This window comes from Clostridium zeae (genome assembly GCF_017312485.1).
In the GTDB taxonomy this organism is placed as follows: Bacteria; Bacillota; Clostridia; order Clostridiales; family Clostridiaceae; genus Clostridium_AR; species Clostridium_AR zeae.
In genome coordinates, this window is the sequence record NZ_BMBA01000008.1 from 90,318 (window position 1) to 103,492 (window position 13,175).

Here is a 13,175-nt window from a genome sequence, read left to right on the forward strand (position 1 = left end):
AATATGACTCCGTTTTTAATTTGCTTTAAAAGTTTAAATCAATCTAAAAATTGTTTTTCTACTTTAAGTAAATTCTTGCTTCTATCTTTCAATCTTTTAGCAGGCGCACCTATATATACTCCCCACGGCTGCGTACTTTTATTAATTAGACTCATTGCTCCAAAAGAACAACCTTCTTCTATAACAACTCCCGGAAGAACTATACAACCAGCCCCTACAAGTGAATGTTTTCTTAATATTACTTTTTCATCCTGTATATTCTTGAACTGCATTGGAATTGTAGGATTAGTTAAATATTCACCACTATAATCATCTGTAACACTATATATTAAAGATCTAGCAGAAATCCCTACGAAATCTTCAACTTCTATTCCTTCTCTGCCAGCGTAAAGCGCCACATATGATGCTATGTGTACATAATTACCTATAGAGATATTACCTGTTAATATAGAAAAATCGTCGATTCTAACATTATCTCCAATTGATATTTTTTCAGGCGAATATATACTACATTTTCTGCTTATTAAAACATTGTTCCCTATTCTTGAAAAACCTATACCGTTCAACTCTTCTTTACTATAAAAGCTATTCATTTTAAACCTCCTTTTTAATACTTTTGCAAATGTTAATTACATTTGTCATTATCAACAACACTATTTACTATCTCTATTATCTTATCTAAAGTCTCCTTATCTATAGAATCGTAAAACGGTAAACATAATATTCTTTTAGCCAAACTATTAGATTTTTCAACCTTATAAGACTTTTTTATATAATTTAGTGTTTCCAATGATGGATAAAAATATCTTCTAGGATATATTTCTTTAAGATTTAGTTTTTTTCTAACCTCTAATAATTGATTTTCATCCTTAAACTCAACAGGAAAATATGAATAGTTCCATTGTATATTATCATTTATACGTTGGAATGTAAGATTTTTTGAAAGCCCTTCTCTATAATACTCATATACATTCTTCCTATTAAATTTAATGCTCTCAATCTCATCCAATATACAAAGTCCCATTGCTGCTTGGAATTCATTCATCTTTGTGTTTATACCTAATCCATCTATAACATCTGGTCCACTTATCCCGAAATTAATTAATAATCTTACCTTATTATACACTTCATCATCATTTATTATTAGCGCGCCGCCTTCTATTGTATGAAATATCTTTGTACTATGAAAACTTAAAGTTGATATATCGCCGAAATTTAATAAACTTTTATCTTTGTATCTAACATCAAAAGCATGTGCGGCATCATATATAACCTTAAGATTATTACTTTTCGCAATTTCATCAATTTTTTCTACGTCACATGCATTTCCAAAGACATGAACTGGAACTATAGCTGATGTTTTTGTAGTTATTTTTTCTTCAATCTTATTTGAATCCAAACAATAGCTATTAGGATCTATATCAACAAAAACTGGTTCAATTCCCTCCCATACAAGAGAACTGGTTGTAGCAACAAAAGTAAATGGAGTCGTTATAGCCTCTCCACTTAATCCAAGAGCTCTATATGCTATTTGTAGAGCCAAAGTCCCATTTGATACAAGAACAATATGTTTAACCCCCAAATATTCTTCTAATCTGCGCTCTAATTGTTGAGCGAACACCCCATTATTAGTAAGCCACCCACTATCAAGTATTTGATCGACGTATTTCTTGTATTTTTCCTTATTGGGAATGAAAGTTTTAGTAACATTAATCATATTATTGCCTCCTCATTAACTAAATTACGTTTGTTTTATGTTATCAACAAATTCTAACTTTCTATAATATAATGAAAACTGTATTGTATTTATAAATATACTTATTAGCGTTGAAATAGCAGCCCCAACACACAGAAATTTAGGAATTAAAATTAGATTTGACACTATATTTATTGTTGTTCCGATAGCATTCGCTGAAAGAACTTTTTTTTGAAGTCCATTTCCAATTAAACAAGTAGAAATGAATGAGTTTATAAATAGCAATGGAAATCCAAGGCAAAATACTTTTATTATTGCGCTGCTCTCTATATATTCACTTCCAAAAGCAACTTTTATAAAGATATCAGATATACTATATATAAATATAGAAACTACAATCCCAATCAATGTTATCACTCTTAATATTTTTTTACTCTGAACTTTACTTACTTGATTTTTACTGATTCTTGGCAAGATGACCATTGATATTATTGATGGTATCATTAATACTATATCAATTATCTTTTTAGCTGTATTATAATAAGCCGTTTCATTATTACCTGCAAGTTTATTTATCATTATGATATCTATTTGTATACTTAATATAAGTATTATGCCGTTTAAAAAGAATGGAAATGCTTCTCTGATTAGCCTTAAAACATTTTTTAATTTTACCTTAACAAATTTAACATTAAATTTAAATATCATTAGACCATAACTTACTAACATTATAAAAAGACTTGTTGCAAAATAAATTATAGCTACTCCATTTATTCCTTTTTTCAGGAATACAATTATAAAGACACTACCTATCAATAATAGAATAGCTCTCAGAATTTCAAAAAAAGCTACATATTTAATTTTCTGTCTTGATTGAAAAAAGCCATCACTTATCGTCCTAAAACTATCGAAAATTGTAGTAAAGTAAATCATTATTGATACAAAACTAAATGGATATATTTCTGTAATATTATTCACAATAAAAATACATATAGTTACTGTAGATATAAGCACAATTCTATTCATCATGTTTATACTAACAAACATATTTGTTTTTTTTACATGCTTTGATAACTGGACAACAATATATGTATCTGCTCCAAGACTAAAAAGAAGAGCTATTATACTTGTCTGAGATAGGTTGTAAGATATTATTCCGTAATCATTGCTTCCAAGATATCTTGCACAAATAGCTGTAAATATAAACATTAGCCCATATCTAGTAAATCTAGATATGGTCAAATATAAGCTATCTTTTAAAATTAACGCACGTTTTCTTTTTTCCATTCTATTTATATTTCCTTTTTATTAAATTAACAATAAACTTAACTTTATTCTTAAAAGCAACGCTATTGAATATATTTCTAAATAATCCTCTAGCAAACAAATTTGTTGCTATTCTTCTATCAACCTCATATAATGACAAAAAACTATAATAGTAAGCTTTTCTCTTGTTTATTCTTTCATTAAATTTATGGTCTGTGTAAGAATTAAAATCATCTAATATTGATATTAAGTCCTTATACCACCATACTTTATCGGAAGTTCTAGATAAACTTCCATTATGAATTCTATAAACTGCTGTTATTTCATCAAGCAAGCCAATTCTTCCATCTGCAGCTCTTAGTAAATGCATAGGATAATCCAGTATTTTATGTCTCCATAGCCACTCAGGATAACGCTTAATATCAGTATTTCTAAATAAACATGTTAGATGGAATATGAAATTTCCTTTCAATAAATCCTTAACATCATAATAATCTTTTTTTTCTTTTATAACTTGTTCATCATAGCGCCCATCTTCTTCATAGAAAAACTTAGTTTTAGTAAAGCACATGGTATATTCTCTATTACGCTCCAAAAAATCTAACTGTTTTTGTAGCTTATATTCATCTATCCAATAATCATCTCCCTCTAATATTGCAACATAATTTCCTGTGCACATCTCCAAGGTAGACTTGAAATTATTATTTGGTCCTACATTCTTTTCATGAAAATTCAATTTTATTGTATCACTATACCTATTATAGAATTCCATAATTATAGACCTAGTATTATCCAAGGATACATCATCACCTATAACAAGTTCTAATTCAAAATCCCCCTTCTGCGCAATCACACTTTCTATGGCTTTCCTTATATACCTTTCATGATTATATGTTATCATATGGACACTAATCTTCATAAAAAACTCCTATTAAATATATTCTGTAAATTATTTAATACTTCCTAATAACCTATTTGCTCCCAAAATAACTGAATTAACTAGAATTTTCATATTACATAAACAAATATCGATACTAATAATATTTTATCTCTCTATTTATTTACTATAGTAGTCATAACACGTTCCCATTCCTGTAATATATTGTCCACTAAAAAGTCACAAGATCTTTCTATAGAGCGACCAGAATAATGCAGTTTCAAACTATCATCTTCAATTATCTTAGCTATACTATTAGATAAATTCTCAACATCGCCAGACCTAACCAAAATACCATATTGATTATCTCCCAATAGTTCTTTTGCTGACGGTATATCAAATGATATAAGTGGCAATCCAACCTTCATAGCTTCCACCGGAGTTAAAGGGAACCCTTCCCATCTAGAAGAACATACATACGCACATGAACTTAAATAGTAACTCGTTACATCATTGGTAAAGCCAGTTATTTCTACTTTACCGCATAAATTCAAGCTAATAATCAGTTTATTTAGTTCATTTCGTTCCTCTCCATCTCCTACTATTATGAGCCTCACATCATCAAACCTACCAGCAATACTACTAAAAGCCTTTATTAGTAAATCAAATCCTTTACTTTTATCTAATCTTCCAACAGAAATTATTGTTCTTGTATTTAATTTTGCTACTTCACTAGATTCAATTGTAACTGGATTATAAATTTGAAATGTGTTTTTACTTAAATACTTATTATATAATTCTAAATCTTGTTTAGTTAAAACTATATTTCCATCTAAATTATTTAGAGTATATTTAAATAACTCTTTTTTATTATAAGCATACCTTCCTCTTACTGTAAAATAAGCTTCAAACATATTATGTTGCCAGCCAACTGTTTTAGATTTTAAATAAGGCGCAATTATACCTAAAAAAATAGTAAAATATGCATGACATCCAATTACGATATCATATTCTTGCTTATTTATAAATTCAATAAATTCTTCCTGTATATCCTTAGGATATAAAACTTCACTATTAAATCTTATCATTGAATCTTTATCAAATATATTAATATAGCTACTAATTGTTTCAATAATTTTTCTTCTAACCTTTTTTACAAAAGAATAATTCATTCTCTTGTATATAACTTCAACTTTTTCGTTATTTAAATTATAGAACCCATAATTTTTAGTTATATCAGTTCTAGTACAAATTATATTCACTTCATGGCTTTTTGATAATTCATTTGCCAATGTCGTTACTACCCTAGCAACTCCACCATGCATAAATACTGAATCTGTTAAAAAGCAAATTTTCATTAACATCACACCTTAATAAATAATTATAATAAACTTAACAAGTACATTAAATTAAGTTATATTTCAACTTCTTATATTTAACTAAAGAAATTCAATCAATATCTTAGATTGAATATATTAATTTACCCATATATACTATTTAAGCATCTACATGATATTTGATTCTATATTTATAATCACCAGAATTTATGTAACAATGTGCTGTGATTCAGATGCTATAATTCCGCAAACTATCCAATTTATAGGATTTGTAAAATACCCTCCACCAATTTGATAATAAATTATAAACATTAATAAAGGTAATTTAAGTAATATATTTTGTTTATTAATTCCTCTTAAAGTTAATACGTAGAAAGTAATTAAATATATTATTGCAAATACTCCTCCTTCTGTTATAAAATACATAAATGAATTTGCTATTACATCTTTAATCCCATAACTAGAATATATATACTGGAACATATCAGTATTTGAGTTCCCAAAACCTACTCCTATTAAATGAGAATTAACCAATGCATTTTTCATCGTAAGATATCCAATCTGTACTCTGTAGTTTACAGAGCCGTCATTACCTTGTATAACATCATTAATCCTACCCATAATAGTCTCACTTCTCAATATAATGGTTAATCCAATGCCAATAATTAAAGCGGATGCAACATAATATTTCACAAAATTTTTAGGATTCACTTTTTGATGAAAATTAACAACTAACATTAAAAAAATACTTCCAACTAATCCAACCAAACCATTCAATCCAGAAGATAAAGAAAGCTCATAACCTAAAATTAATATTAAAAACAAGTTTATTTTCTTATTTTTTTCGGCTAAGAAATAATATGATAGAAATATAAGTATAATACTTATATAAAATGCAAGTTCTGAAGGTTCCGTATAGAACAATCTCAATCTTGTTTGTGAATACATATTAACCAAATCATTTAATCTCCAAAACAATTCAGTTTTATATGTCAATGAAATAGGTAATAAAACTGTAAATAATAAAGAGGTATACATAATAATAGCTTTTATTTTTAAGTTGCCAAAGTTTTCTTTTACATATAGGAATCCTATAATACATAGATATATTTTTGAAACATTCACCAATAATCTAACGATATCAACGTTTTGTGTTGCAATTTGTATTATTGCCCACATAACTATTGGTGCAAAGTATTTAACACTCGTTTTTATAAAATTACGATCTTTAAAAATTGCTTGAATAACTTTAAATGCAGATAATATATAAATAAGATCTAAATTTGCTGAAATAACTTGTTTAAAAATATAAAATATTGAAAATATGCTCTCTTTTATATTAATGACCAAATCCTTTTTTATAAAACATAAATAATAAGTAATTAACATTAACGCTAAAGGAATAAGCAATGCAGCATAAACCCCTACTATATTAAAACAAAATAATATAATTGGAAAAACTCCAAATAACATAAATAATAAAAATACTGAAAAATACTGTTTCATTATTATCCACCTATACTTTACTGATTTTAATTATACATCATACGGTTAAATTTATTAAGTTCCTAATTAAATATCAATATAAATAGTGTTATATATACCATTTATAAATTCACCTAATTTTTATTATATATAACTCTAACCTAATTAGACTTCTTTTCGTATACTTTTAATTTTATTATAACTTTTAACAACAACTTCTACTGACGATTTTAATCAAAGTAACTACTACTTAATTACGAAACTCTTTATAATTTATAAATTTATATTCGAAATCTCCATATAGTATCATTTATCATTACTTCTCAGTATGTAATTTAAAAAATATTAAAACTATACTAATTCTGCATTTATTAAAATGTTTATATTGTTTTTCAACACTCTTTAAATATAATAATTGCCTCATTTAAAATAGTAATAATAAGCATATCTTCGTTTTCTTCTGCCAAAGAGCATCACAATATCACTTAAACATATAACAACTTTTCTTATTATATTAATATCTTGCGGTATTGTTTTTTCCATCATTACACCCAAACCTATATATCTTCAAATAAGATTCTTCTAATTCATTAACTTCCCATATCCATTTGAAAAACTACTATCATTAAAGTTCTGAAAAAATTCTACGTTCGCAAAATCTCTAATTATTAATTTATCATCTTCTATGATTAATTGTCTGAAAAATGTCTTATTTCTATATCCGCACACTGCTGACACCGTAGTATTACTTACTTCTATAAACCTACAACTGGTTTCACACCTAGTGCCAAACATATGAAAAAATATATTTTGCTCTTGCTCATCATATAAAGGTATCGGTATATTATGCTTAATAGACGATCTAAACTCATTCCTATTAGATTCACTTGATGTATATAAATAAGCTCCTGAATCATATAATATATCTTGACCTTCATATACAAACTCTATATTCAATTTATCATTATGAGAATGAGCCCCTAATCCTTCATATCCTACCGGCCCTGCAAATAAATATATCTTCCAATTTACTGATGATACAATTGCTAATCCGAAATCTTTATAATATTTTACTTCTCGATCGTCTTTACTTCCTAATTGAACATCAAAGACTCTCTCTTTTTTATATTCTAATTGCTTAATTATATCATCGTCTTCGTAAAAGCTATCTAAATAATTTTTAGTATATTTGGTTGGATTATTATGATTATATATAGATTTAACAAAAAAATATTCAACAGGAAACTCATTATATCTTATGTCAAAAAAAGCTGATGCTAAAGCACTAGTAGATTTATTATTTAACATATTTTCATCAAAAAATAATCTTAAGCTATATTCATAGTTTTCTAAGCTTTTATATCTATTCTTATATTTATTTTCATCTAAGAATTCACCTGTAGTCGTCAGTTTTATAAATCTTCCACTATCATTATCACCAATTTGTATAATTTTATCATTATCTTTAAGCATATCAATATTAAACTGTAACGCCTTATAAAGTTTGTCTAACAAATAATTTTTATCAATATTTTTAAAATCTTTTTCAATTTTAGGATTTAGCTCTAATAATCTTAGTATATACAATATAGTTACTGTCATAATTTCAAACGATAAATTATGGTATGCAGTTGAAGCTTCAAAGTTAGAACCATCAGAATTAAATTGAATATCGATTTGATTAATAAATTCTTTTATACCTAACTCTAAATATTTATTTAAAGCATATTCGTTAGATATGTATATTCCTCCTATAATTAGAGCAGCCAAATTTGCAAGATAATGGTTTCCAGGCACCCCCTTATTCTCCAGATTGTTATAAACAAAATCTAAGTGATTTACAACCTCTTGTGCTAATATCTCTTTAAAATTACTTTCTATAACATTACTTGAATCTAGTTGAGTAAAAATATCGTAAGCTATAAGTATGTTAACTATTCTTATTCCTACATCCATAGGACATACCCAGTTAACACCAAATGGTTTGGGATTAGTTGAAAAAAAATCTAAGGTTTGATTTTTAAATTCTTCTATTAAATCTTTACTAAGACTTCCATCTATCAATGAAAATATAGACATTTGAACTAAATGATGCATCCTAGAAAGCTCCCAAGGGAACTTTATTTCAGAACCAAAAGGCTTTCCAGGCTTAATCAGGTTTTTATGCAATTTTGTATTATATGTATAGCCTGATTTATAGTCTCTAGCCCAATTAATCATCTCGTATGACTTCTGAATTTTACTAGCCAACAACTTACTTTTTTTTCTCTTCTTAAAAATTATAGTACGTCTAATAATCTGATCTCTTTCCAAATTATTAAATTTATTTCTATATAAAATTCCATTTGATCCGAATGAATCAAACTTGTAAGATGCCTTTACCCATCCACTTCCAAGAAGATCAAACTCATGATTCATATATCTTTTCACTACATATTCTAATTCGCTACTTGATATGTTCTCGTCGGTGAATTTGCTAAGCATTTGCAAATTTATTATATTATTAATATTTGTATTATTATTTTGTATATTTTCTGTGTAGATATAATCTTTAATTATATCGTAGAGTTTGTGTAATTTATTTTTTATATTATCAAGCCTCATTTAATATCCCTTCTGAAGTTTTCACTCAATGTTATATAATATTCATCCGTTTAAATGTTCAATGTTATTCATATTAAGCATACTTGCAAAATTCAAATATCATCCGTATTAATTCTCTATTCATTAAAATCTAATACTTTATTACATAAATAAGTTTTGTTACTTCATTTAGTAATTAGGCCTCAATAAACTCGATAATCTTTTTAACTTGATTAGTTCTAGAGAACTCTTCCTTATTTTCATAATTATATTTACTAACTTCTAATTTTTTCAATCCACTTTCTATATCATTAATATCATGACCTACACAAATCCCAAATTTATTATCAACTAAGTTTATTAAAGGCTGATCATTAGTTACAGCTATTATCGGCTTTTCAGCTCCAATATAATCAAATGTTTTCCCTGGTATTGCGTATTCGCTTCCACTCTTATGTGTAAGTATTACTAAATAATCTGAAGAAATCATATACTCATTAGCTTTTTCACTACTTACCGTACCTAATATTCTTATTTCTAGTTCATTACATTCTATATTATTTATTATTTCATAAGTATCTGAATCTACAAACCCAATGAATTGTAGCACATATTTCTTTTCTGAATTCTTCTTTGCTTTCTTATCCAATGCAATTATAAATTCACGTACAGCTCTACCTTTGTAAAGTGATCCAATATGTGAGTAAACCACATAATTATCATCTTTATTTTTGTCTATTGTAACATCTATATTTTTAATATCATTGTAACCATTCATTATAGTTCTGATATTCTTATTTTCATCACAATACTTATTATATATTCCATCTGATAAAACTATAAGTTTATCTGATATACTAGTCATAACTCTTTCTGCTTTGAGAGCAATTCTATAATTATCACAAATAATTTTATTACTAATAATATCTCTTATCTCCGTTATTATCTCAACATTATTATTTTTGCATATGCTATCAATTATATAAATACCATATATATCAGGAACAGTTAATAATACTTTTTTTATATTTTCCTCTTTAATAATCTTATTAATTTGTTTTATTAATTTTCTATTCTTCCAAACAAAAACACATTTACTATACTTTACAACTTTCCAAGCAACTTTGATTTTACCTAACATCCATATATATAGTGGATTATGCTTATGTCCTCTACTTCCATTATTACTCGATAATTTTTCTAAACTTCTTTCAAATGTTTTAAAGTGTAATGTTCTACGTGAATATTTGGATTCATAATTATTAAAATTCATATTTGTAACTACACTTACATCAAATTTACTAGTAAGATGCTGTATTATTCCCTCATATCTCACTGATGCAATTACCGGTGATCCTTCTATATAGTCAGTTATATATAATAAACTATTCATTCGCTATCATCTTCCATCTTCATAATAATAATATAAATCTTTCACATGTTCTTTTATGTTTAGAACATTTAGTGAACTTACAATATTTGTATTGAAATCCTTAAGTTTAGATTTATCTTTTTGTAATTCAATTAATTTATCTGCAAACAATTGAATCTCTGGCTTCAATACCAATCCATACCTCTCATAATCTAACATATCCTTACTACCTACCATATCAGAAGATATAACTGGCACTCCATAACTCAATGCTTCTAATGTTATAAAACCAAATGTCTCATTCCATATACTCGGAACCACCAATACATCAGTATTTATAAATATCTCTTTTAATTGTTCATATCGATATCTTCCATGTAAGTGCGTATTATTAGGGACAACTGTTTTATCCACAGTAGTATCTCCATATACATTTAACTGTATATCGCTAGTTTCAATTCGCTTCATTACATCTATAATAAAGTTGAAGCCTTTGTATTTCTTAGTAGGTCCCAAATAAGTTATTTTTAAAGTTTTATCTTCATAATTTTTCAAAACCTTATTATCTTTTATATTACTATGGGTTATTGGTACTATTTCACCTTTTATATTTAAATACTTCATAAATATATTCTTAGTTACACTACTATTAAACAAAAAGAAATCTATATTAACATACATTTCTTCGTAATACTTTATTAATTCTATATAACATTCCTCATTTATATCACTTACTACATCGTCCACTTCTTTATCATTAGATTTTGATTTTACTTTCATCTTCTTAATCAAATCGATAAAACCTATATTTTTTAATTCTCTATATGGTTTAGATTGTAATATTAACATCTTGCCTTCACTTGAACCGCACATATTACATTTCAAACACTTCTCTATATTTCTTTCTTCGCAAGAGTTCCCTTCATAATCGAAAAAATTCACTTTAGTGCAAAGACCAAAGTAATCATGAGTTGTATATAACACTTTAATTCCTAACTCTTTACAAGCTAAAATAAATTCTTTATATAACCCCATAAATGTATGAATATGAACAACTTCTATCTTTAAATCTATAAGAAACTCTATAAAGATTTTTTTATCGCAACTCTTCATAAAAATCTCTGGTTTCCTTACACCATTTAACAATGGTACTGGAAGCGGATTAACTATTTCAAATACTCTAATATTTCCATATCGCTTATAAGGCTTAATACTAGTTTTTTTATTTAACACTTCTATAATTCCAGGAAATAATAAGAAAACATCATTACCTTCTTTTGATTGCTCACTCATTATATCAATTGAATATTTAGTTAATCCTCCTGTCCTGTATGGAGGTAATCCGAGAGTGTAATGTAATATTTTCATATTAATCATCATTTCTTTCTATAAATTTCTAAATATATTTTCATAATCATCCACAATCTTTTCCCAAGAATATGATGATTTTATTCTATCTTCAGATTTTCTATCCAATTCATCTATTTTTTCAATTTCTAATGAATCTAGACTATCTATAGTATTAGCTAGGTTCCCTTCATTTTTACTAAAATAAAGAGCTCCATCAGCTCCAACTTCCTTATTAAACACAACATCTAATAATAAATTCACTTTTGTGCTTGCTAAAGCTTCTAACAAAGACGGGTTAGTACCACCAACTTCATGTCCATGCAAGTATGCAAATGCATTCTCTCTTATCTTTTTTAATAATTCTTGATCATATACTGTTCCTACAAACTTTATTCTCTTGTCCTTCTTAAAATTTGTTTTCGCAAGTAACTGATCATAGTACTTATTGTCCTCATGATTAGTTATTATTACTAGCTCCTTGTCAGTTTTACTTAACATAAATTCTCTAATCATTAATTCATAATTATTTTCTGGTACGAAACGTCCAACTATCAAGTAGTAATTGTCTTTTTTTATTTTAAATTTGTTATACCAATCTAATAATTTTTCGTCATTATCTGATAACCTCGATTTTTCTATATCTGCCCCATATGCTATAAAAGTAGTTTTAGGATTATATTTACTATAGTCCTTCTTTATATATTCCTCTATGCCAATTGAATCACATATAAGCAAATCAGCATTTTTTACCATTAAATTTTCTGATAACTTCCAATACTTTTTTATATACCAGCTCCATTTACTTCTCTTCCACTCGTGTCCATCTGGATTTACAAATATCTTTATGCCTGCTTTTTCGAATTTTCCTTTTACTAAATTTAGATAAGGTCCAATTCTACACGCTAATATATAAATTACACAATCTTTTAATGCATTTGATTTAATATACTCGTAACACATATTAAGAGCTTTTATATCGTAAGTTATAGCTGATGCACTACCTATTTTTTTTATCTTAACATTAAAACATCTAGCTCTATTAAACTCAAATTCATTATCTTTTTCATATGATAAACAGGCCACATGATATTTTATATTATCGGCCTGTTTTTTTTCAGTAAGCTTATCAACAAAGGTTTCAAAACCACCATATCTCGCTGGTATTCCTTTTGAACCAATTATAAATACATTTCTCATAAAGTACCACCT

At 26.8% G+C, this 13,175-nt stretch carries 10 protein-coding genes; all 10 read right to left on the reverse strand.

Going from position 1 to position 13,175, the window contains the following annotated elements; genetic code table 11:
* Positions 1–38 precede the first annotated feature (38 nt).
* The 10 genes from J3477_RS22415 to cps2T all read right to left on the reverse strand — a co-directional run bounded on the left by J3477_RS22415 (position 39) and on the right by cps2T (position 13,163).
* On the reverse strand, positions 39–593 hold the full coding sequence (locus J3477_RS22415) for an acyltransferase (protein ID WP_206872473.1): 555 nt from the start codon (positions 591–593) through the stop codon (positions 39–41).
* Between the two features lie 32 nt (positions 594–625).
* On the reverse strand, positions 626–1,717 hold the full coding sequence (locus J3477_RS22420; RefSeq protein ID WP_206872474.1) for a DegT/DnrJ/EryC1/StrS family aminotransferase: 1,092 nt from the start codon (positions 1,715–1,717) through the stop codon (positions 626–628).
* Between the two features lie 24 nt (positions 1,718–1,741).
* The gene (locus J3477_RS22425; RefSeq protein ID WP_206872475.1) at positions 1,742–2,983 is read right to left on the reverse strand and encodes a flippase; all 1,242 of its coding nucleotides are present in this window, start codon (positions 2,981–2,983) and stop codon (positions 1,742–1,744) included.
* Between the two features lies 1 nt (position 2,984).
* The gene (locus J3477_RS22430) at positions 2,985–3,881 is read right to left on the reverse strand and encodes a glycosyltransferase (protein WP_206872476.1); all 897 of its coding nucleotides are present in this window, start codon (positions 3,879–3,881) and stop codon (positions 2,985–2,987) included.
* A 134-nt stretch (positions 3,882–4,015) separates the two neighbouring features.
* Positions 4,016–5,197, reverse strand: a complete 1,182-nt coding sequence (locus J3477_RS22435; RefSeq protein WP_206872477.1) for a glycosyltransferase family 4 protein — start codon at positions 5,195–5,197, stop codon at positions 4,016–4,018.
* 186 nt (positions 5,198–5,383) lie between these two features.
* Entirely contained in the window at positions 5,384–6,682 is a 1,299-nt protein-coding gene (locus J3477_RS22440; protein WP_206872478.1) for an O-antigen ligase family protein, read from the reverse strand.
* Positions 6,683–7,243: 561 nt separating this feature from the next.
* Positions 7,244–9,265, reverse strand: coding sequence for a heparinase II/III domain-containing protein (locus tag J3477_RS22445; RefSeq protein WP_206872479.1), 2,022 nt, complete (start codon positions 9,263–9,265; stop codon positions 7,244–7,246).
* A gap of 175 nt (positions 9,266–9,440) precedes the next feature.
* Positions 9,441–10,637 carry a glycosyltransferase family protein gene (locus J3477_RS22450; RefSeq protein WP_206872480.1) on the reverse strand — a complete coding sequence of 399 codons (1,197 nt, stop codon included), beginning with the start codon at positions 10,635–10,637 and terminating at the stop codon, positions 9,441–9,443.
* 6 nt (positions 10,638–10,643) lie between these two features.
* Positions 10,644–11,984, reverse strand: a complete 1,341-nt coding sequence (locus J3477_RS22455; RefSeq protein ID WP_206872481.1) for a glycosyltransferase — start codon at positions 11,982–11,984, stop codon at positions 10,644–10,646.
* A gap of 18 nt (positions 11,985–12,002) precedes the next feature.
* Entirely contained in the window at positions 12,003–13,163 is a 1,161-nt protein-coding gene (cps2T, locus tag J3477_RS22460) for a beta 1-4 rhamnosyltransferase Cps2T (protein ID WP_206872482.1), read from the reverse strand.
* Between the last annotated feature and the right edge of the window lie 12 nt (positions 13,164–13,175).